This is a genomic window from Variovorax sp. GW821-FHT09D07, assembly GCF_059416345.1.
In genome coordinates, this window is the sequence record NZ_JBWKOY010000001.1 from 462,863 (window position 1) to 481,963 (window position 19,101).

General features: G+C 68.8%; 21 protein-coding genes. 10 read left to right on the forward strand and 11 right to left on the reverse strand.

What is annotated here, in order from left to right; genetic code table 11:
- Window positions 1-70 precede the first annotated feature (70 nt).
- On the reverse strand, window positions 71-520 hold the full coding sequence (locus AC07OX_RS02165) for a hypothetical protein (protein WP_495259717.1): 450 nt from the start codon (window positions 518-520) through the stop codon (window positions 71-73).
- 1,063 nt (window positions 521-1,583) lie between these two features.
- Between AC07OX_RS02165 and AC07OX_RS02170 the strand changes: the two genes are divergently transcribed.
- Window positions 1,584-1,985, forward strand: a complete 402-nt coding sequence (locus AC07OX_RS02170; RefSeq protein ID WP_062472433.1) for a GreA/GreB family elongation factor — start codon at window positions 1,584-1,586, stop codon at window positions 1,983-1,985.
- A 43-nt stretch (window positions 1,986-2,028) separates the two neighbouring features.
- Here AC07OX_RS02170 and AC07OX_RS02175 read toward each other — a convergent pair whose 3' ends face one another.
- On the reverse strand, window positions 2,029-2,259 hold the full coding sequence (locus AC07OX_RS02175; protein ID WP_062472430.1) for a hypothetical protein: 231 nt from the start codon (window positions 2,257-2,259) through the stop codon (window positions 2,029-2,031).
- Between the two features lie 178 nt (window positions 2,260-2,437).
- On the opposite strand from AC07OX_RS02175, the gene AC07OX_RS02180 reads away from it, so the two are divergent.
- Both AC07OX_RS02180 and AC07OX_RS02185 read left to right on the forward strand, forming a co-directional pair.
- On the forward strand, window positions 2,438-3,325 hold the full coding sequence (locus AC07OX_RS02180) for a CsgG/HfaB family protein (protein WP_139704166.1): 888 nt from the start codon (window positions 2,438-2,440) through the stop codon (window positions 3,323-3,325).
- Window positions 3,326-3,406: 81 nt separating this feature from the next.
- Window positions 3,407-4,483: an MBL fold metallo-hydrolase gene (locus AC07OX_RS02185; RefSeq protein WP_495259718.1), complete on the forward strand. Its 1,077-nt coding sequence runs from the start codon at window positions 3,407-3,409 to the stop codon at window positions 4,481-4,483.
- A 7-nt stretch (window positions 4,484-4,490) separates the two neighbouring features.
- On the opposite strand, the gene AC07OX_RS02190 is transcribed toward AC07OX_RS02185, so the two are convergent.
- Window positions 4,491-5,504, reverse strand: coding sequence for a zinc-dependent alcohol dehydrogenase family protein (locus tag AC07OX_RS02190; protein ID WP_495259719.1), 1,014 nt, complete (start codon window positions 5,502-5,504; stop codon window positions 4,491-4,493).
- 118 nt (window positions 5,505-5,622) lie between these two features.
- On the opposite strand from AC07OX_RS02190, the gene AC07OX_RS02195 reads away from it, so the two are divergent.
- Genes AC07OX_RS02195 through AC07OX_RS02205 form a run of 3 tightly spaced genes read left to right on the forward strand, consistent with a single transcriptional unit; the run spans window position 5,623 to window position 7,956 of the window.
- Window positions 5,623-6,525: a LysR family transcriptional regulator gene (locus AC07OX_RS02195; protein WP_495259720.1), complete on the forward strand. Its 903-nt coding sequence runs from the start codon at window positions 5,623-5,625 to the stop codon at window positions 6,523-6,525.
- 31 nt (window positions 6,526-6,556) lie between these two features.
- A complete protein-coding gene (locus AC07OX_RS02200; RefSeq protein ID WP_495259721.1) occupies window positions 6,557-7,423 on the forward strand; it encodes an alpha/beta fold hydrolase in 867 nt (288 codons plus the stop codon).
- Entirely contained in the window at window positions 7,420-7,956 is a 537-nt protein-coding gene (locus AC07OX_RS02205; protein WP_495259722.1) for a GrpB family protein, read from the forward strand. Before AC07OX_RS02200 ends, AC07OX_RS02205 begins: the two co-directional genes overlap by 4 nt.
- 1 nt (window position 7,957) lies before the next feature.
- Here AC07OX_RS02205 and AC07OX_RS02210 read toward each other — a convergent pair whose 3' ends face one another.
- Together AC07OX_RS02210 and AC07OX_RS02215 are read right to left on the reverse strand one after the other, a co-directional pair.
- Entirely contained in the window at window positions 7,958-8,371 is a 414-nt protein-coding gene (locus tag AC07OX_RS02210; RefSeq protein ID WP_062478117.1) for a PaaI family thioesterase, read from the reverse strand.
- Between the two features lie 66 nt (window positions 8,372-8,437).
- A complete protein-coding gene (locus tag AC07OX_RS02215; protein WP_495259723.1) occupies window positions 8,438-8,842 on the reverse strand; it encodes a GFA family protein in 405 nt (134 codons plus the stop codon).
- Window positions 8,843-8,933: 91 nt separating this feature from the next.
- Here AC07OX_RS02215 and AC07OX_RS02220 point away from each other — a divergent pair, with 91 nt between their 5' ends.
- The 3 genes from AC07OX_RS02220 to AC07OX_RS02230 all read left to right on the forward strand — a co-directional run bounded on the left by AC07OX_RS02220 (window position 8,934) and on the right by AC07OX_RS02230 (window position 12,525).
- Window positions 8,934-9,911 carry a helix-turn-helix transcriptional regulator gene (locus tag AC07OX_RS02220; protein WP_495259724.1) on the forward strand — a complete coding sequence of 326 codons (978 nt, stop codon included), beginning with the start codon at window positions 8,934-8,936 and terminating at the stop codon, window positions 9,909-9,911.
- Window positions 9,912-10,019: 108 nt separating this feature from the next.
- Window positions 10,020-10,658 (forward strand): response regulator, encoded by a 639-nt coding sequence (locus AC07OX_RS02225; protein ID WP_082818203.1) that lies wholly within the window; start codon window positions 10,020-10,022, stop codon window positions 10,656-10,658.
- 28 nt (window positions 10,659-10,686) lie between these two features.
- Window positions 10,687-12,525 (forward strand): sensor histidine kinase, encoded by a 1,839-nt coding sequence (locus tag AC07OX_RS02230; RefSeq protein ID WP_495259725.1) that lies wholly within the window; start codon window positions 10,687-10,689, stop codon window positions 12,523-12,525.
- Between the two features lie 15 nt (window positions 12,526-12,540).
- Here AC07OX_RS02230 and AC07OX_RS02235 read toward each other — a convergent pair whose 3' ends face one another.
- From AC07OX_RS02235 to AC07OX_RS02250, 4 genes are all read right to left on the reverse strand, one after another.
- Window positions 12,541-14,022: a DegQ family serine endoprotease gene (locus AC07OX_RS02235; RefSeq protein WP_495259726.1), complete on the reverse strand. Its 1,482-nt coding sequence runs from the start codon at window positions 14,020-14,022 to the stop codon at window positions 12,541-12,543.
- Window positions 14,023-14,109: 87 nt separating this feature from the next.
- The gene (locus tag AC07OX_RS02240; protein WP_495259728.1) at window positions 14,110-15,438 is read right to left on the reverse strand and encodes an ATP-binding protein; all 1,329 of its coding nucleotides are present in this window, start codon (window positions 15,436-15,438) and stop codon (window positions 14,110-14,112) included.
- 11 nt (window positions 15,439-15,449) lie between these two features.
- A complete protein-coding gene (locus tag AC07OX_RS02245) occupies window positions 15,450-16,109 on the reverse strand; it encodes a response regulator (RefSeq protein WP_062478105.1) in 660 nt (219 codons plus the stop codon).
- A gap of 61 nt (window positions 16,110-16,170) precedes the next feature.
- Entirely contained in the window at window positions 16,171-16,941 is a 771-nt protein-coding gene (locus AC07OX_RS02250; protein ID WP_495259729.1) for an IclR family transcriptional regulator domain-containing protein, read from the reverse strand.
- A gap of 154 nt (window positions 16,942-17,095) precedes the next feature.
- Here AC07OX_RS02250 and pobA point away from each other — a divergent pair, with 154 nt between their 5' ends.
- Window positions 17,096-18,277 (forward strand): 4-hydroxybenzoate 3-monooxygenase, encoded by a 1,182-nt coding sequence (gene pobA, locus AC07OX_RS02255; protein ID WP_095950239.1) that lies wholly within the window; start codon window positions 17,096-17,098, stop codon window positions 18,275-18,277.
- Here pobA and AC07OX_RS02260 read toward each other — a convergent pair.
- Both AC07OX_RS02260 and AC07OX_RS02265 read right to left on the reverse strand, forming a co-directional pair.
- A complete protein-coding gene (locus AC07OX_RS02260; RefSeq protein WP_495259730.1) occupies window positions 18,247-18,693 on the reverse strand; it encodes a nuclear transport factor 2 family protein in 447 nt (148 codons plus the stop codon). The two genes, pobA and AC07OX_RS02260, sit on opposite strands and share 31 nt — an antisense overlap.
- A complete protein-coding gene (locus AC07OX_RS02265) occupies window positions 18,690-19,097 on the reverse strand; it encodes an SRPBCC family protein (protein ID WP_492727172.1) in 408 nt (135 codons plus the stop codon). Before AC07OX_RS02265 ends, AC07OX_RS02260 begins: the two co-directional genes overlap by 4 nt.
- Between the last annotated feature and the right edge of the window lie 4 nt (window positions 19,098-19,101).

The following is a 19,101-nucleotide window of genomic DNA, read 5'->3' on the forward strand; positions in this document are numbered from 1 at the left end:
CGGAAACAAGAGATCGATGGAAAAGGCGGGCGCCCTCGCCTCGCGCAGCGCGCGAGGGGCGGCGCGGCCTTTACTTGCCGCGCGGGGGCGGCGTGGCGGGCGTGGGAGGCGCTGCCGTTGGCGGCGCGACGGTTTCGACCTTGGCGCGCGCGCTCACGGCGAGGCTGCCGTTGGCGGGCAACTGACCCAGGCTCCAGCGCAGCATGCGGTACTCGCTGTAGGGAACGGGTTCGGTCTTGCCGCTGGCCAGCTTGCGAACGAGCGGCTCGGGCTCGAAGACGGCGGTCTTGGTGGCGGCTTTCACGAGGCTGGCGCCTGGCTTGGCGCTGCGCGGCAGGTATTCCAGCCCCTCAGGAATCGGCAGATCGGCCACGAGGCCCTTGACGGGCTTGCCCGTGTTGTTGGTGTAGGTGGCCTTGTATTCGATGACGTCGCCCGGCTTGATGGTGGCCGCGTCCTGGAACTGTTCATTGCCGTCGGGCCCCTTGACCACCTTCGACTGGGCGAGGACGACGGTCACGGCCTGGGCCGCGGCAGGTGCGCGCGACGCCTCCAGCGAAGCAGTGGGTTGCGCGAACGCGACGGTCGCGGCGCCTGCGGCAAGCAGGACCAGGCCTGCGCGGATCAGCGGGTGGACCGCCCCTGCGCGGCCTCGCGACGACGACAAGAACAAGTCCCATGTGGATGCTGTCATTCAAACCCCAATTAACAATATTTGAAATTCACGCGCAAAATTTGCAATCAACTTCTTATTGCAAGCAAATGACCAACATTGCTTGCAATTGAAGGCAATCGGCCACTTAGATTTTTGCGTACTGAATTCTTATGTCTCGGGGCTTTTATGGCAATCAAACAAAAGAACAGAGGATGCGCAAATGAGACATATTGAACAAACAAAATGCATCCACCATTTCTTTCGACCTGAAGCCCCCTCAATTGAAGCTTTCAAGCTTCTGGGAGAGTCAAAACAATTGAGATCGAATGACAACAATAGCACCCCCAGGCGCAACCCCTATTCATGGAATAATATCTTCAATGAATTCAAACTCATAGAATTAATTTGAAACCACTCATTCGATGCGGCACAAGAAATTATTCATCGATGAATTTCGGAGAAATCCCGGCGACCAAGAAAATATCTAACTCGCAAAAAATCTCGTAAAAATGAGTGCTTGCCAACCCATTTTCCATCACTCATTCACGTCATCTCGAATCACAGATTCTTGATTTCAATTCAGGCGTTTTACTGATTGAACCCAGAGATTCCACGGCAATTCCTCGCTGCACCCGTAGGGCCATAATTGGCCAATCTGGCCAGAATCCCCTACACTCGCGCCCCATGGCTCTCCTCTCGCCCCGTCGATACCCTGCGCGCGCAGCCCTGCCCATGGCAGCGGCCGGTCGTCGTGTGGGCGCCCTCGTCGCGGCGGCCACGTCGGTCCTCCGACGCACGTCCGCACATTCCTGAGCCCGGCGGTCCGCTACCTTCTTCTTGATGCGCACACCTTGACCGCCGGGCACCACACCGCGCGGTAGCGACCCTGTCTGTTGGAAAGGCGGGTTGCGTTCATCTGGAGTGCTTCATGCTTTCAACCGTTCACGGGGAGCGCACGCTCACCGAACTCGATTACGTCCGTCTCAGCAAATTCGCGGACACGCCGCTTCCCCCGGCCCTGGTCGATCTGCTCGACACGGCCGACATCCTTCCGTCACGGGAAATGCCCTCGGACATCGTGACGATGTACACCCAGGTGGAAATCGAAGACCTGCCCGCCGGACAGCGGCAGAAGATCGTGATCTGCTATCCCGCCGATGCGAACCCGACCACGGGCTTCATCTCGGTGTTCTCGCCCGTCGGCATCGGCCTGCTGGGCCAGAAGACCGGCGCGGTCGCGCGCTGGAAGACGCCCGGCGGCGGCGAACACAGCGCGCGCGTGATCGCCGTGCTGTTCCAGCCGGAAGCCAGCGGCGACTACACGACCTGAAAGTGCGCCGGTTCAGGCCGGAGGCCGGCGCCCCGCCGGCCGGTCAGTGCTGCAGCACGCCGGCGACGCCGGGACCCCTGCTCTTCGCACTGTCGATGGTCGCGCTGACGGAACTCGTGTTGACCGCCAGCGCCACCAGCACCGCCCCCACGAACGACGGATCGGCGCTGCCGCTGTAGCCCGACGCCCCGGCAATGGCCAGGGCCTGCGCCACCTGCTGCGTCGTCAGTTCGACGGCGGCTTCTCCCACGATATTCCTCTTCTTTGTGGCCATCTGAAAACTCCTGCGAATGGAGTTCGGACTGTAACCAAGCCCCGACAAGCGCCACAAATGTTCCTGATCGTGTGACTTTCGACACTGGCCCGCGCATCGGGCGGCCCGTATCGTCGCGCGGGCGCGGCGCCCGCCGGTGGGGCGGACGCCACATTGTTTTCATTTGATGGACAGGGACATGCCTTTTTCCAAACTCTCTCTCGCCAGCGCACTCGCAGGCCTGCTCGCGCTTTCCGGTTGCCAGACCATGGACATGCAGATGGGCGCTCCGGCGGCCAAGACCACGGCCACGGGCAGCGCCGCCGGCGGTGCCACCTCGGGCGAGAGCAGCCAGCTCGAGCGCTGCGAATCGCCGCTCGGGACCGTCTCGCTGATCGAGAACGTCAATGCCGGCTGGTACACGATCCTCACCGGTGAATACCGTCTGCCGCCCACGGCCAACCTGCTGCGCCTGCTGGTGCAGCAGTCGAACTGCTTCGTGGTGGTGGAGCGCGGCGCGGCCGGCATGAACGCCATGACGCGCGAGCGCGCGCTGATGCAATCGGGCGAGATGCGCGGCGGCAGCAACTTCGGCCGCGGCCAGATGGTGGCCTCCGACTACGGCCTGTCGCCCGAGATCGTGTTCAGCAACAACGACGCTGGCGGCATCGGCGGCGCGCTCGGCGGCCTCGTGGGCGGCGGCCGTGGCCGCGCCATCGCGGCTGTCGGCGCCAGCCTGCAGACCAAGGAAGCCAGCGCGCTGCTGACGCTCATCGACAACCGCTCGGGCGTGCAGGTGGCTGCGGCCGAAGGCAGCGCCTCCAAGACCGACTTCGCGGGCTTCGGCGGACTCGGTGGCCGCAGCGGCGCCGGCGGCATCGGTGGCTACACCAACACCGCACAGGGCAAGGTGATCGCGGCGGCCTTCATGGACGCGTTCAACCAGATGGTCCGTTCGCTGCGCAACTACAAGGCGCAGACGGTGCGCGGCCAGGGCCTGGGCGGCGGTGGCCGGCTCGGCGTGGACGGCGGCGCCGCCCCGTCGCAGACCTCGGCGCCGGGCGCCGCCCGCCCGCGCCGCAAGTAAGCGCGACCGTTCATCGTCTTCGAAGTGACCCGGTCCGGATATCGACCGGGTTCACAATTCACCCTCTGGAGGTGAAACACGATGGATGGTTTGGAAGAGTCGGCGGAAGCAGCCAAGGGCAAGCTCGTTTATCCCTTTGCACAGCTTCCGCCACGCGGCAAGTCGATCGAGGTCGCCGACGGGGTCTATTGGATCCGCATGCCGCTGCCCTATTCGCTCGACCACATCAACCTGTGGGCGCTGGACGACGGCGACGGCTGGGCCGTGGTGGACACCGGCGTGCGCACCGAGGAAACCGTGGCGGTCTGGCGCGAGCTGTTTGCCAATTCGCCGGACACGCGCGGCCTCACCCGCGTCTTCGTGACGCACATGCACCCCGACCACGTCGGCATGGCCGGCTGGCTCACGCGCAAGTTCGGTGTGCGGCTGTGGATGACCCGCTCCGAATACCTCATGTGCCGCGTGATGGTGTCCGACACCGGCCGCGAAGCGCCAGACGACGCCATCGCCTTCTACCGCCGCGCCGGCTGGGGCGAGGCGGCCATCGAGACCTACCGCACGCGCTTCGGCAACTTCGGCAAGCACATCCACCCGCTGCCCGACAGCTTCCGGCGCCTGCGCGATGGCGAGGTGTTGCGCATCGGCGCGCACGACTGGCGCGTCGTCACCGGCAACGGCCACTCGCCCGAGCATGCGTGCCTGTACTGCCCCGACCTCAAGGTGCTGATCTCGGGCGACCAGATCCTGCCGCGCATCTCGTCGAACGTGTCGGTCTCGCCCGTCGAACCCGATGCCGACCCGATGGCCGACTGGCTCGCGTCGCTCGCAAAGCTCAAGCGCGAAGTGCCCGACGACGTGCTGGTGCTGCCGTCGCACAACGAGTGCTTCCGCGGCCTGCATGCGCGCATCGACCGGCTACAGCACGGACAGGAGCGCTCGCTCGACCGCTTGCGCAACGCACTGAAGACGCCGAAGCGCGCAGTCGATGTGTTCACGAGCCTGTTCGCGCGCAGCATCGCCGAATCCGACGTGCCGCTGCTGGGCATGGCCACCGGTGAAAGCCTGGCCTGCCTCAACTACCTGCGCCACCGCGGCGAGATCGCGTGCGACATCGCCGACGACGGGGTGGCCTGGTACCGACTGACGTCCGCCGCCTGAGCGCCGGTCAGACCTCGAGCACGACCTTGCCGATGTGCCCGGCGCGCTCGAGGTAGCGATGGGCCTGCACCACGTCGTCGAGCGCGAAGCTCCTGTCAATGCGCACGTGCAGCGTGCCATCGGCAAGGCCCGCATCGATGAACGCCAGCGCACGGCCCAATGCGCCCTCGTCACGCGGCAACCCCATCGTCGCCGCACCCGTGTGCTCCAACACCTTGTAGACGTGGAAGCGCCAGCTCTTGCGGAACTGCGCAATCACCGGAAACCTGAATTCGGCGCCGCCCGACAAGCCATACAGCACATACCAGCCGCCATGCGCGACCACGTCGCCGAGCCGCTCGACCTGCGGGCCGCCCACGCCGTCGTGCACCAGGTCAACGCCGCGGCCCTCGGTGAGCGTCAGCACGCGCTCGACCACGTCTTCTTCGTCCGTCACGACCACATGCGTCGCGCCCGCTTCCCTCAGCGCGTCGCGCTTGGCAGCCGTGCGCGTGACCGCGATGGCGACGATGCCCGCCACGCGCGCCATCTGCAGCGCCGCGATGCCGGTGCCCGATGACGCCCCGGTGACGAGCATCACCTGGCCTCGCTGCAGCCGTGCGATCTCGAACATCGGGAAGTAGCCCGTGAGGTAGGCCATGTAGGCGCCCGCAGCCTGCGCGGCCGACAGGTTGGCGGGATACCCCACCACGTGCGCGGCCGGAAAGAGGATGCGGTCGCCGTAGGTCGGATACAGCCCCTGGCTCGCCCCCGGCAGCACCGCGACCCGGTCGCCCACGCGCAGCCCTTCGACGCCCTCGCCCACGGCCTCGATGACGCCGGCGGCTTCGTTGCCCAGCCCCGCCGGCAACGTCGCGTCTTCGATGTACAGGTTCTCGCGCCACAGCGCGTCGGCCCGGTTCAGGCCGATGGCCTGCACCGCGATGCGCACCTCGCCAATGCCCGGCGCGGGCACCGCGACCTCTTCGAGCCTCAGAACCTCGGCACCGCCGAATGCGTGGAAGCGAACCATCCTGCTCATGACAACTCTCCGTCTTTCTTGAATGACCGAAGGCTTCAATCTAGAGGCCGCAGCGTCATCAAGGAAATCGATTCGCGGGATAGTCGCTATGCGCACCATCGATAACGCCAGGATCCCGATGAAACCCATCGAACTCAACCGCATCGACCTGAACCTGCTCACCGTGCTGGCCGCGCTCATGCGCGAGCGCCATGTCAGTCGCGCTGCCGAGCGGCTGAACCTCGGCCAGCCCGCGGTGAGCCATGCGCTCGCGCGACTGCGCGATCTCACGGGCGATCCGCTGCTGGTGCGCCAGGGCCGCGTGATGGAACCCACCGCACGGGCGCTCGCCCTGATGCAGGGCCTGGGCCCCGCGCTCGCGCAGATCGAGGCCACGTTCCGTGCGCAGGCCGACTTCGAACCGGCGCGCGCCGCGCCGGTGTTCCGCATCGGCCTGACCGATGACCTGCAGATCGCGATGCTGCCCCGCCTGCTGCACGCCCTGAGCACCGAAGTGCCCGGCGCCAAGCTGGTGACGCTCACCGTCTGTTACCGCAACGCCATGCGCTACCTCGACCAGGGCCGGGTCAGCGCGGTGATGTCCTTCCTGAAAGACCTGCCCGCCGATGCGAAGGTGCGCAAGGTCCGCACCGCGCGCTTTGCCGTGCTCCGCGCCGACACCGCGCCCGGCAAGCTGTCGCTCGACGACTACTGCCGCCGGCGCCACCTGCTCGTGACCTATGCCGGCGACCTGTGCGGCACCGTCGACGAAACGCTGGGCGAACTCGGGCGCCAGCGCGACGTGCTCTTCTCTGTGCCGCAGTTCGGCAGCCTTCCCGCCGTGCTCGCCGGCACCGACCTGCTGGCCACGGTGCCCGAGCACGTGGCGCTGGCCCTGTCGGCGCAAAGCGGCCTGCGCTGCGAGCCCCTGCCCTTCGACAGCCCGAGCTACCAGTTGCGGATGGCCTGGCGCGCGGTGACCGACAAGGACCCGGCGCAGGCGTGGCTGCGCAAGGCCATGCTGCGGGCTGCCAACGATTAGGATGCAGATCCACTTCCCTGGAGGACCCCGCATGCCGAGCACCGAGACCCACTTCGAACTGACCGCCAACGACGGCCATCCGGTGGAGGCCCACCGCTGGCAGGGCACCGCGCCACGCGCCATCGTGCAACTGGCGCATGGCATGGGCGAGCATTCGCTGCGCTACCGGCCGCTGGCCGATGCGCTCACGCAGGCCGGCTACGTCGTCTACGCGAACGAGCACCGCGGCCACGGCCCCGGCGCCGCCGCGCGCGACGAGCTCGGCGAGTTCGGCCCGCGCGGATTCGCCGGCCTCGTGGAGGACATGGCGCTGCTCAGCCGCCACGCACGCGCCGAGCACCCCGGGCTGCCGCTGATCCTCGTCGGCCACAGCATGGGCTCGTTCGCCACGCAGTACTACCTGGTGCGGCACAGCGAGCTGCTGTCGGGCGCGGTGCTGTCGGGCACCACGGCGCTCGACCTGCTGGGCGGCGCGCTGCAAAGCGGCTTCCGTCTCGAAGACATGAACGCCGCGCTGCCCGACGTGCGCACGCCCTTCGACTGGCTCAGCCGCGACCCGGCCCAGGTCGATGCCTACATCGCCGACCCGCTGTGCGGCTTCACCGTGTCGGCCGAAGGCATGGGCTCCATGTTCGCCAGCCTCGACGAACTCACGCCCGCCGCGATGCAGACGCGCATCCGGCCCGAGCTGCCGCTGTACCTGTTCACCGGCGACCAGGACCCCGTCAGCAACAAGGCCGAGTGGTTCTACCCGCTGGTGCAGCGCTACCGCGACGCCGGCCTGCGCGACGTGTCGTGCCATGTGTTCGGCGGCGCCCGCCACGAGACGCTCAACGAAACCAACCGCGACGAAGTCGTGGCCGTGCTGCTGGCCTGGCTCGCGCGCATCGTGCGATGAAACTCATCGCCTTCGACGAGAGCCTGGACCAGCGCCACATCCTGCCCTACGACCCGGCGTACGCCGAGGTGTTCGCGCAGGTGCAGCGTGACGTGCAAGCGCAGCTCGAGGGCGTGGAACTCGTGCACATCGGGAGCACGGCCATCGTCGGGCTGCGAGGAAAGCCGATGGTCGACATCGCGGCGATCACGCTTCATGACAACCTGCGCACGGCCCAGTCGGAATTCGAGGCCCTCGGGTTTCACCGCCGCCCCGTGTGGGTCGACACGGACGAGAAGCCCTACGTCTGCGCGTCCGTGCTGCACGGCGGGCGCAGGTTCAACCTCAACCTGCACATCTGCCATCGCGGCGACCCGGTGCACGTGGACTCGCTGGCGTTCATGGAAGTGCTCGACCGGCGCCCGGACCTGCGCAGGAAGTACGAAGAAGCCAAGGACCGCGCCCATGCCATCGACCCGGCCAACCCGCAGGTCTACAACCGGGAAAAGGAAGCGGTGATCCGCGAGATACAGGCCCAGGTCGGGCGGGCCTAGCCTAGAGGCTCGCCAGTATTCCGGTCGACGTGGCCTCGGCCGCCAGCTTCCCGTCCGGGTTGTAGAGCGCCGCTTCGAGGAATGCCACGCGCTTGCCGCGCCGGATCACGCGCCCCTCGACCCGGCCTTCGCCGGGGCCGACCTTCTCGTAGAAGCTCACCTTGATCTCCAGGCTGAAGACCGTCTGCGCCTGCTCGGTGTCATGCATGACGGCATGGGCCATGGCGGCGTCGAGCCAGGCCGTGATGAAGCCGCCCTGGGCGATCGTGCCGTTCGTGTGGCAGTACTCGCGCCGCACGGTGAAGGCGGCCTTCAGCGTCTTGTGCTCGGCGTCCCAGCCGGTCACGTGGAAGTTGCCCATCGATTCGGACAGCGCCTGGCCCGAACGGATGCGGGCTTCGAGTTCGTCGTTCATTGGTTTCGTTCGCAGCAGGTGAAGCAAGGGGCATTCTCAGCCGAAAGCGTGGGGCCATCGGTCATCTCAGAGATAGCGCACCTCCGCCGGCGCCTCGAACCAGTTGTTGTGGCGACCGTCCATGTAGCGCACCGGCGCGGTGGACAGCTCTTCGAGCGTCGCGTCGTCCAGGCAGGAGACGTTCACGCTGACGTACGCACCGCCGATCTCCGGCACGTTGCCGCGCCCGAAGGACTTGACGCCGCAATGGCGGCAGAACAGGTGCTCGGCGCTGAACGAGCCGAACTGGTAGCTCGACAGGTCTTCTTCGCCCGACAGCAGCGTGAAGTCGGCCGGCTTGACGATGGCGCCCCAGCCGCGCGACTTCATGCAGATCGAGCAGTTGCACTTGCCGGTGCCCGCGGCGAGGTCGATGAGCGCCTGGAAGCGCACCTTGCCGCAGTGGCAGCTGCCGTGATAGGTCTTCTTCATGGTCGGTGTCCGTGGAAACGAGTGGAGGAAACCGAAGGCTACGACCCATTGCGGACAGATTCTGTCCTCGATCGCAGGCATGATGCGGCCCATGCTGTCCGCTTCCGCCCGCCTCCTTCGCCTGCTCGCGCTGTTCCAGGCCCAGCGCGCCTGGACCGGTGCCGCCCTGGCCGAGCGCCTGGAGATCACCGAACGCACGCTGCGCCGCGACGTCGACCGGCTGCGCAGCCTCGGCTACACGGTCGACTCCACCTCGGGCGTGGCCGGCGGCTACCGGCTGGGTGCGGGCAGCGCCCTGCCCCCGCTGCTGCTGGAAGACGAAGAAGCCATTGCGGTGGCGCTGGCCCTCGGCCACGCCGGCACGGGCGAAGGCGACATCGGCAACGCCTCGATGCGCGCCCTCGCCAAGCTCGACCAGCTGATGCCGCCGCGCCTGCAGCGCCGGCTGGGCAGCGTGCGCGCCTCGGTGGTGCCGGTGATGCGCAGCAAGTCGGGCGTGCGCGTGAAGGCGGTGTCGATGTTCGCCGAGGCCTGCACCGAGCGACGCGAACTGCGCTTCGGCTACCAGGACCACCACCAGACGGCCACGGCGCGCACGGTGGAGCCGCATCGCGTGGTGCAGACCGGCCAGCGCTGGTACCTGCTGGCCTGGGACACGGCGCGCCAGGACTGGCGCACCTTCCGCCTCGACCGCATCGTCGACGCCGAACCGACGGGCGCGCGCTTCACCGCGCGCCGCCTGCCGCTGGGCGACGTCGAGGCCTACATGGAACATGCGCTCAAGGTCTCGCCCTACCTGCACCACGCGCGCGTGATCGTGCATGCCCCGCTCGCGGCGCTGGAACCGCACCTGGGCTGGGTGGGCGGCGTGCCCGAGGCCCTCGACGCGGGCCGCACGCGCGTCGTCACCGGCGCCAGCTCGCTCGATGCGCTGGCCGTGTGGCTGGGCTGCCTGGGCCACGACATCGAAATCGAGTCGCCTCCCGAACTGGTGCAGCACGTGGCGCGCGTCGCGACACGGCTGGACACCATCGCGCGCCGGCAGGGTACCTCCATCCCCCGTCTATAGGATGGGCTCGCCCGATACCGGCCGATAGGCTTGCGGCACCTGCAACCTCCGAACGGAAACGGATCTGCCCATGCGCCTCGGCCCCGGTCTCGCCTGCGGAAGCCCGCCATGCCCCTGACCGCCACCCAGGTCGCCGTGGTCGAGGACGACAGCGGCATGCGCGAGCGGATCGCCCGCGTGATCGGCGCCGACCCCGCGCTGGCGCTGGCCTTCAGCGCCTCGAACGCGGTCGACATCCTGAACTGGCTCACGGACAACCCGGTCGATGTGCTGCTGGTCGACCTCGGCCTGCCCGACCACCCCGGCCTGCAGGTGATCCGCCAGTGCCGCCGCATGCAGCCGGCCTGTGCAGTGATGGTGCTGACGATCTTCGGCGACGAGACCCACATGGTGCAGGCCTTCGAGGCCGGCGCGCGCGGCTACCTGCTCAAGGACGGCACCGAGGCCGACCTGGCGGCGCACCTGCGCCACCTGGGCACCGGTGGCTCCCCGCTGCCGCCGGGCATCGCGCGGCAGCTGCTGCGGCGCTGGCAGGCCTCCGACGGCGCGCCCGGGCACCTCTCGTCGCGCGAGGCCGAAGTGCTCGACCGGGTGTCTCGTGGTTTCACCTATGCCGAAATCGGCGCGCAGATGGGAGTCTCCGCATCGACGGTTCAAACCCATATCAGAAACATCTACGGCAAGCTGGATGCGCCCCCACCCTCGGAAGCCGTGTTGGCGACCCGTCCTCCAGGCCGGCTTTCCTAGCCGCGTGAGCCGCCCCTTCTTTTCCCGCATGCAAGCCGTGCTGCAACTGCTGCTGTGGCTGGTGCTCGCAGCCCCTTTCGCCCATGCCGCCACCCCGCCGGGCACCACCGACGTGGACTGGGCCGAAGCCAGTCTCGAACCCGACGGCCTGCCGATGCAGGTGCGGCAGGTGGCACTGCCCTTTCGCTGGGACCACGAGTTTCCGGGGCGCGGCGGCAAGGCCAGCTACCGCATCGTGCTGCCCCCGGACGCCGCCCGCGCGGACGACGCCCAGGCCCTGCTGATGTCGGGCCTGGGCAACCAGGCCGCCGTATGGTTCAACGGCGCGCTGGTCGCCAACTACGGCGTGCTCGGCGACCCGGCCTACGACGCCGGCAAGGGCAACCTGCTGATCCCGCTGGCCGCCGCCCTGCGGCGCGGCGACGGCCAGCCGCAGGAGCTGCTCATCCAGGCCACGATGCAGCGCCAGCGCGGCGGCGGGCTGGCCAGCGTGCTCTACGGCCCCGAGGCCTCCCTGGCCCCGTTGCACCGCTCGCAGCAGAACTGGCGCAACACCTCGGCCATCGTCTACGCCGTGAGCCTGCTGCTGATGGGCGGCCTGGCCGCCGGGCTGTGGCTGCGCCAGCGCGATGCGCTCTACGGCTGCTTCGCGCTGGCCGCGCTCTCGGGCGTGGCGCGCAACCTCGACCGCGTGCTGACCGAAGGGCCCGTGCCCTGGCCGCTGTGGGGCGCCGTGGTGGCGGTCTGCTATGCCTGCCACATCGGGCTGATCGCGCGCTTCGTGCTGCTGGTGCTCGACCGCAACCCGCCGTGGCTGGTGCGCTCCATCTACGGGGCACTGGCGCTGTCGGTGGTGCTGGCCTGCGCCTCCTTCGCCTTCGCGCTGCCGGCGCTGTGGACCACCGGGCTGGCGATCCTGCAGGTCACGAGCACCATCTGCCTGCCCTACGTGGTGCACGGCGCGCTGGTGGCGCGGCGGCGCATCGCGGGCGTGCTGATGGCGGCGGGCACGCTGGCCATCCTGGCCGGCGCGCACGACCTGCTGCTGGTGCGCATGGGCCTGTTCGGCGGCGCCTACTACACGCTCACCTCGCACGCGATCTTCTTCTTCGTGATGATCCTGGCCGGCCTCGTGGTGGAGCGCTACAGCCGCACCGTGGCCGACTACCGCTCGCTCAACGCCAACCTCGCCGCGCGCGTGGCCGAGCGCGAGGAGCAGCTGCGCGGCGCCTTCGAAACCGTGCGCAAGCAGCAGGAAGAACAGGCCGTGCTGCTGGAGCGCCAGCGCATCATGCGGGAGATCCACGACGGCGTCGGCTCGCAGCTCGTGGGCCTGCTCAACGTGGTGAACCAGCCCGCGCCCGATCGCGACGTGGTCGAGGAGCACGTGAAGCTGGCGCTCGACGAGATGCGCATGGCCGTCGATTCGCTGCAGCCCATGCACGACGACCTGACCACCGTGCTGGCCACGCTGCGCTACCGCCTGCAGCCCCGGCTGGACGCGGCCGGCATCGAGCTGGTGTGGGACGTGGCGCTCATCCCCACGCTCGCGCCCTTTGCCGCACAGGCCGCGCTGCAGCTGCAGCGCATCCTGCTCGAGGCCTTCACCAACGTGCTGAAGCACGCCGGCGCCACGCGCATCGTGATGCACGTCGGCTGGCACGGCGAGCAGACGCCGCCGCTGGTGCGCATCGTGCTCACCGACAACGGCCGCGGGCTGCCGGCGAACGAACGCCCCGGTGGCCACGGCCTCGCGAACATGCGTTCGCGGGCGCAGGCCATCGGGGCGCGGCTGCAGATCGAGCGGGCCGACGCGCAGGCCGGCGGCACGCGCGTCTCGCTCGACTGGCCCTGCGCGCTGCCCTGAGCGCGCTCTGCTCGGTCAACCCAGGCGCACCGGCACGAAGATCTTGTCCTCGCCGCGCTGGATCAACAGCGCCACCGACTTGTCGGCCTTGGCCACCGCCTGGCGCACCTGCTCCAGGCTCTTGGCCGGCGTGCCGTTGATCGCCAGCAGCACGTCGCCGGCCTGCACCCCGGCCATCGCCGACGGGCCCGCCACGTCCTCGATCAGCAGGCCGCCGTCGACCGAGGCCGCGCGCTGTTCCTGCGGCTGCAGCGGGCGCAGCGCCAGGCCGAGCTTGCCCTGCCCCGCCGTGTTGTCGGCCTTGGCGACCTGCGCCGGCTTGTCGCTCGCGTCGCCCAGCTTGGCCTGCAGCTCCTGGCGCTCGCCCTGGCGCCACACCTCGAGCGTGACCTTCTTGCCCGGCGCCTGCTGCCCGATGACCGCCGGCAGGTCGCCCGAGGACACGATGGCCTGGCCGTCGACCTTGCGGATCACGTCGCCCGCCTTCAGGCCGGCATGGTCGCCGGGGCCGCCCTTCTCGATGTTCGAGACCAGCGCGCCCTCGGGCTTGTCGAGCTTGAACGAATCGGCGAAGGCCTGGTTCACCTCCTGCACCGCCACGCCCAGGCGCGCATGCGTGGCCTTGCCGGTGGCGACGATCTGGTCCTTCACCTGCACGGCCACGTCGATCGGAATGGCGAACGACACGCCCTGGTAGCCGCCGCTGCGGCTGTAGATCTGCGAGTTGATGCCGACCACCTCGCCGCGCGCATTGAGCAGCGGCCCGCCCGAGTTGCCGGGGTTCACGGCCACGTCGGTCTGGATGAAGGGCACGTAGCTGTCGTCGGGCAGCGAACGGCCCTTGGCACTCACCACGCCGGCCGTCACGGTGTTCTCGAAGCCGAAGGGCGAGCCGATGGCCAGCACCCATTCGCCGACCTTCAGGTCCTTGGTGTTTCCCAGCGCGAGCACCGGCAGGTTCTTCGCGTCGATCTTGAGCACCGCGATGTCGGTCTTGGCATCGGCGCCGAGCACCTTGGCGCGGTACTCGCGGCGGTCGGTCAGCTTGACGGTGACTTCCTTCGCGTCCTTCACGACGTGGGCGTTGGTCATGATGATGCCGCTCGGGTCCACGATGAAGCCCGAGCCCTGCGAGCGCACCGGCACGGCGCGCTGCGGTTGTTGGCCGCGCGGTCCCATTTGCCCCTGGAAGTGGCGGAAGAACTGGAACATCGGATCGTCCGGGTCGATGCCCTGCAGCTGCGCCATGGTGTCGTCGTCCGGGGCCTTCTCGGTGCCGGTCACGCTGATGTTGACCACGGCCGGGCCGTCACGCGAGGTGATGGTCGAGAAGTCGGGCAAGGTGACCATGGCGGCCGGTGCGGCCACGGCGGCGGTGGTGGCCGGCGCACCCACAGCGCGGGCGCTGGTGTAGGCCCCGGCGCCGACGGCACCGATCACGCCGGCGCTGGCCAGCGCGATCACGAGGGCACGGGGGGAAATCAGGGCGGGGTTCATTCTTCGATTCCTTTCAATCCTGCGCCGGGGCGCAAACACGATGAAAGGAATGTCGCGGCCTTGACTTAGGCGTCGCTTAAGCGGAGTTCACTCTTTGGCGGGAGCGAACGTCACCCGCACGCACAGCCCGCCGAGGCTTTGGGACTCTTCAAGCGCCACCGTGGCGCCGTGCAGGTCGGCGATCGACTTCACGATGGCCAGCCCCAGCCCGCTGCCCGGCGCCTGCGGCTCGCCCGAGCGATAGAAGCGATCGAGCACGCGCGCGCGCTCGGCCTCGGGCAGGCCGGGGCCGCTGTCGTCCACGCGCAGCTCCACCGCATCGGCGCGCTTCACGAGGCCGACGTCGACCCGTCCGCCTTCGGGCGTGTACTTCACGGCGTTGTCGATCAGGTTGCGCAGCAGCATGCGCAGCGCCTCGGGCTGGCCGCTCACGGTCGCGCCCGCGTCGGACTGCGCCACGCCGATGTCGATGCGGCGCGCCTGCGCAGCCGCCACCGCATCGGAGATCGCCAGGCGCGCCACCTCGGCCAGGTCGACCGTCTCGGGCTTGGCGCCCGCGGCCACGCTGGCTTCATGCCGAGCTAGCGCCAGCATCTGCTCGACGAGCCGCGTGGCGCGGTCGATGCCGGCCGACAGCCGGCTCACGGCCAGCGTGCGCGCCGCATCGTCGGGGGCGCGCTGCAGGCCCTGCACCTGCAGCTTGAGCGCGGCCAACGGCGAACGCAGCTCGTGCGCGGCATCGGCGACGAAGTGCTTCTGCGCGTCGAAGGCATGGCGCACGCGGCCGAACAGCAGGTTGAGTTCCTGCACCAGCGGGCGCACTTCTTCGGGCAGGTTCTCCTCGCTCACGGGCGAGAGGTCGTCGGCCTGCCGCGACGCCACCTGCCGGCGCACGCGCGCCACGGGCGCCAGCGACAGGCTCACCACCCACCACACGACCAGCATCAACAGCGGCGCCATCAGCGCCACGGGCACGATGGTGCGCAGCGCGAGCGAACCGGCCATGTGGCGCCGCGCCGCCATGTCCTGCGCCACCTGGATCACCAGCCCGCGCGTCTGCATCGAGAACACGCGGTAGGTCGTGCCGCGCGCGCGCACGTCGGCAAAGCCCAGCACCGCGAGCTGCGGCAGCGCGGCTTCTTCGGCCGATTCGAAGATGCGCACACCGTCGACCGTCCACACCTGCACCACGAAATCGAAGTTCTGTTCCGCACCGCCGAGCCCGCCCACGGCCGCGCTCGGCGGCAGGCCCGCGCGCAGCGACAGCGCCATCTGCTGCATGTGGTAATCGAAGATGTCGTCGGCCTCTTTCAGCACCGTGCGGTAGGCCACCAGCGCCTGCGCGCCGGCCGCGAGCACGATGGCGGCGAGCAGAAACACCAGCAGCCGCGCGCGCAGCGACCCGGTCCATCGCATCACGCGGCGCATCATGCCTTGGGCACCATGTAGCCGACGCCGCGCACGTTGCGGATGAGTTCGGCGCCGAGCTTCTTGCGCAGGCCGTGCACATAGACCTCGACCGCATTGCTGCTGATCTCGTCCTTCCAGCCGTAGAGCTTTTCTTCGAGCTGGGCGCGCGAAAGCACCATGCCCGGGCGGGCCAGCAGCGGCTCGAGCACGGCCCACTCGCGCGCCGACAGCACCACCGGCTCGCCGTTCACCGCGACCTCGCGCGTGGCGGGGTTGATGCTCACGCCCATGTGCTCGTAGACCGGCTCGGCACGCCCGGAGGCGCGCCGCAGCAAGGCGCGGATACGCGCCAGCAGCTCGTCGAGGTCGTAGGGCTTGAGCACGTAGTCGTCGGCGCCGGCGTCGAGGCCTTCGATGCGCTGCTGCACCGAGTCGCGCGCGGTGGCGATCAGCACCGGCATGCGCTGCTTGCGCGCACGCAGGGCGCGCAGCACCTCCAGGCCGTCGCGGCGCGGCACGCCCAGGTCGAGCAGCACCAGGTCGTACTGCTGGGTGCGCAATGCGGATTCGGCAGCATCGCCGTCTTTGACCCAATCGACCGCGTACTGCTCGGCCCGCAGCAGGTCGAGCACGGCCTCGCCGATCATCACGTCGTCTTCGAGAAGCAGGAGTCGCATGGTGGTGTCCGTTTCGGGGGTTCGAGGCCGCGCCGGCGCCGAAAGTTCAGCGCGCCCGCGTTCACAGGAGGGAGCGCACCTCGCGCGCCGCTTCGAACAGCAGCGGCAGCATCTCGCGCTGCAAGGTCTCTTCCTGGTAGCGCGTGCCCGACAGCACCACGTTGAGCGCGGCCACCGTGTGGCCCTGCATGTCCCGCAGCGGCACCGCCAGCGCCTGCACGCCGAGTTCGTGCTCTTCGCTGGCGAAGCAGTAGTCGTCCTTGCGCACCTGCGCGATGCGCTGGCGCAGCGCGCGCGCCTGGGTGAGGGTGTGCGGCGTGAGCCGTGCCAGGTGCCGGCCCTTGAGCCACTGCGTGAACTGCGTGGCGGCCATGGCGGCCAGCAGCACGCGCCCGGTCGAGGTGGCGTGGGCCGGCAGGCGCGCCCCCAGGTGCAGGCCGTAGGCCAGCACGCGCGTCGGCGTACCGTAGCTGCCGCTGCGCGCGACGATGACCACCTCTTCACCGTCGAGCACCACGGCCGAGAACGACTCGCCCGTCTGCGCTGCGAGCCGGTTCAGTGTGGGCTGCAGCGCGCGCGGCAGGCGCGACGAGGCCAGGTAGCTGCCCGAGAAGCGCAGCACCTTCGGCGCCATCCAGAAGTAGCTGCCGTCGGTTTCCAGGTAGCCCAGGTGGGCCAGCGTGAGCAGGTGGCGCCGGGCGGCGGCGCGCGTGAGACCGGCGCGCTCGGCCGCCAGCGTGGCGTTCAGGCGCTGGCGCTCGGTGTCGAAGCTTTCGAGCACCGCCATGCCCTTGGCGATGCCCTCGATGAAGTCGGCGCGGGCGATGGTCATTCGTCGTCGGGAGTTCGTCGTGGATCGGTCGGCTGAAGAAGTGTTGCGCGATGATCGCGCACGCGTTCGCATGATCGCACAGTGCCTCGCCAGCCGCCGCCCCAACCGGCCGGCCGCGCCCTACGCTTGGCAAAACCCTTTCGGAGACACGAACATGCGCACCCAGGTCGCCATCATCGGCGCAGGCCCCGCCGGCCTTCTGCTCGGCCAGCTGCTGCACAAGGCAGGCATCGACAACATCATCGTGGAGCGCCAGAGCGGCGACTACGTGCTGGGCCGCATCCGCGCCGGCGTGCTCGAACAGGTCACGATGGACCTGCTGGCGCGCGCGGGCGTCGACACCCGCGCCAAGGCCGAGGGCCTGCCGCACGACGGCATCGAGCTGCTGTTCAAGGGCGCGCGCCACCGCATCGACATGCACGGCCTCACGGGCGGCAAGCAGGTCACGGTGTACGGCCAGACCGAGGTGACCCGCGACCTGATGGAAGCGCGCACGGCCGAAGGCCTCACGACGATCTACAGCGCAGCCAACGTCAGCCTGCACGACTTCGATTCGGCCAAGCCGCGCGTGCGCTACGAAAAAGACGGCCAGACGCACGAGATCGAGTGCGACTTCATCGCCGGCTGCGACGGCTACCACGGCGTGAGCCGCGCCAGCGTGCCGGCCGACGCGATCCAGACCTACGAGAAGGTCTACCCCTTCGGCTGGCTCGGCGTGCTGGCCGACGTGCCGCCGGTGTCGCACGAACTCATCTACGCCAACACCGAGCGCGGCTTTGCGTTGTGCAGCATGCGCAGCGCCACGCGCTCGCGCTACTACGTGCAGGTGCCGACCGAAGAGAAGGTGGAGAACTGGAGCGACGAGGCCTTCTGGAACGAGCTGCGTGCGCGCCTGGACCCCGAGGCACGCGAACGTCTGGTGACCGGCCCGTCGCTCGAAAAGAGCATTGCGCCGCTGCGCAGCTTCGTGGCCGAGCCGATGCGTTTCGGCTCGCTGTTCCTGGCCGGCGACGCGGCGCACATCGTGCCGCCGACCGGCGCCAAGGGGCTCAACCTTGCGACGGCCGACGTGGGGTACCTGTCGCGCGCCCTGGAAATTTTCTACAACGAGAAATCGGCCTCGGCGCTGGACCGCTATTCCGACCTGTGCCTGCGCCGCGTCTGGAAGGCCGAGCGCTTCTCGTGGTGGTTCACCTCGCTGATGCACCGCTTTCCCGAGACGGGCGCCTTCGGCCAGAAGATCCAGGAAGCCGAGCTCGACTACCTCGTGCATTCCCGCGCGGCGTCCACCGCGCTAGCGGAAAACTACGTGGGGCTGCCGCTCGAAGACTTCTGAGCGGCGGGCGACGTCAGCACCTCGTCGACCCATCGCTGGTCTTCGTCGTAGATCCAGCATTCGCTGAGCCTGCCGTCCTTCACGGCGTAGCGCAGCTGGCGCTCGAGTTCGACCGGGCGCCCCTGGTGCTCGAACTGCTCGACGGCGACGATCAGCCCGAAATGCTCGCCGGCCAGCACGTCGCGGATCGCGACCAGCCGGCGGTTCGTGCGTTCCTTCACCTGCTTGAGCACCGCGAGGCAGGCCGCCTTGCCCCGATGCGTGCCCGCGAGCGGGCTGCAGCCGAAGTAGTGAAAGACGACCTCGTCGTGGTAGCAGTCGACGATGGCCTTGAGGTCGTTCGCGGCCCAGGCCTGCGCGTAGCGCTGCACGACCGCCAGGATCTCGTTCGCGGCCGGTGTTGTCGGCGTGCTCATCGTGCGTTGGCCTTCTCCAGCGTCTTCTTCATGGCGGCGCCGCCCTGCGCCATCATGGGCTCGACGTACGCCGCGAGCCCGTCGGGCAGCACATCGGTGATCCAGACGAAGCGCGACCGGCCTTCGCCGTGCGCGAACACCTGGGCCGACGCGTGGTGGTGCGTGGCCTTGCCGTCGGTCACGGTGTAGGCCAGCCGGCGGTTCTCGTCGTCGAGGGCCACGAGCAGCTCGCGCGCCACGAGGCCGTTGGCGAAGTGGACGATGCGGGCGCCCTGCCCGTCGAGTTCGCAGCCGGTGAGAAAGCCCGGCGCGAGGCGCGTGTGCACGGCGCCGAAGTCGCGCAGCGCGTCCCACACCTGCGCGGCATCGGCCTCGACGATGAATTCCTTGTAGACGGTGGCCATCGGG

Excerpts from the sequence above, each read along its gene's own strand:
- pobA (WP_095950239.1), top strand. The coding sequence starts at position 17,096 with ATGCGCACCCAGGTCGCCATCATCGGCGCAGGCCCCGCCGGCCTTCTG.
- AC07OX_RS02220 (WP_495259724.1), top strand. The coding sequence starts at position 8,934 with ATGCTGTCCGCTTCCGCCCGCCTCCTTCGCCTGCTCGCGCTGTTCCAG.
- AC07OX_RS02265 (WP_492727172.1), bottom strand. The coding sequence starts at position 19,097 with ATGGCCACCGTCTACAAGGAATTCATCGTCGAGGCCGATGCCGCGCAG.
- AC07OX_RS02175 (WP_062472430.1), bottom strand. The coding sequence starts at position 2,259 with ATGGCCACAAAGAAGAGGAATATCGTGGGAGAAGCCGCCGTCGAACTG.
- AC07OX_RS02190 (WP_495259719.1), bottom strand. The coding sequence starts at position 5,504 with ATGAGCAGGATGGTTCGCTTCCACGCATTCGGCGGTGCCGAGGTTCTG.
- AC07OX_RS02185 (WP_495259718.1), top strand. The coding sequence starts at position 3,407 with ATGGATGGTTTGGAAGAGTCGGCGGAAGCAGCCAAGGGCAAGCTCGTT.
- AC07OX_RS02215 (WP_495259723.1), bottom strand. The coding sequence starts at position 8,842 with ATGAAGAAGACCTATCACGGCAGCTGCCACTGCGGCAAGGTGCGCTTC.
- AC07OX_RS02260 (WP_495259730.1), bottom strand. The coding sequence starts at position 18,693 with ATGAGCACGCCGACAACACCGGCCGCGAACGAGATCCTGGCGGTCGTG.
- AC07OX_RS02180 (WP_139704166.1), top strand. The coding sequence starts at position 2,438 with ATGCCTTTTTCCAAACTCTCTCTCGCCAGCGCACTCGCAGGCCTGCTC.
- AC07OX_RS02235 (WP_495259726.1), bottom strand. The coding sequence starts at position 14,022 with ATGAACCCCGCCCTGATTTCCCCCCGTGCCCTCGTGATCGCGCTGGCC.
- AC07OX_RS02210 (WP_062478117.1), bottom strand. The coding sequence starts at position 8,371 with ATGAACGACGAACTCGAAGCCCGCATCCGTTCGGGCCAGGCGCTGTCC.
- AC07OX_RS02240 (WP_495259728.1), bottom strand. The coding sequence starts at position 15,438 with ATGCGATGGACCGGGTCGCTGCGCGCGCGGCTGCTGGTGTTTCTGCTC.
- AC07OX_RS02225 (WP_082818203.1), top strand. The coding sequence starts at position 10,020 with ATGCCCCTGACCGCCACCCAGGTCGCCGTGGTCGAGGACGACAGCGGC.
- AC07OX_RS02250 (WP_495259729.1), bottom strand. The coding sequence starts at position 16,941 with ATGACCATCGCCCGCGCCGACTTCATCGAGGGCATCGCCAAGGGCATG.
- AC07OX_RS02205 (WP_495259722.1), top strand. The coding sequence starts at position 7,420 with ATGAAACTCATCGCCTTCGACGAGAGCCTGGACCAGCGCCACATCCTG.
- AC07OX_RS02230 (WP_495259725.1), top strand. The coding sequence starts at position 10,687 with ATGCAAGCCGTGCTGCAACTGCTGCTGTGGCTGGTGCTCGCAGCCCCT.
- AC07OX_RS02200 (WP_495259721.1), top strand. The coding sequence starts at position 6,557 with ATGCCGAGCACCGAGACCCACTTCGAACTGACCGCCAACGACGGCCAT.
- AC07OX_RS02170 (WP_062472433.1), top strand. The coding sequence starts at position 1,584 with ATGCTTTCAACCGTTCACGGGGAGCGCACGCTCACCGAACTCGATTAC.
- AC07OX_RS02245 (WP_062478105.1), bottom strand. The coding sequence starts at position 16,109 with ATGCGACTCCTGCTTCTCGAAGACGACGTGATGATCGGCGAGGCCGTG.
- AC07OX_RS02195 (WP_495259720.1), top strand. The coding sequence starts at position 5,623 with ATGAAACCCATCGAACTCAACCGCATCGACCTGAACCTGCTCACCGTG.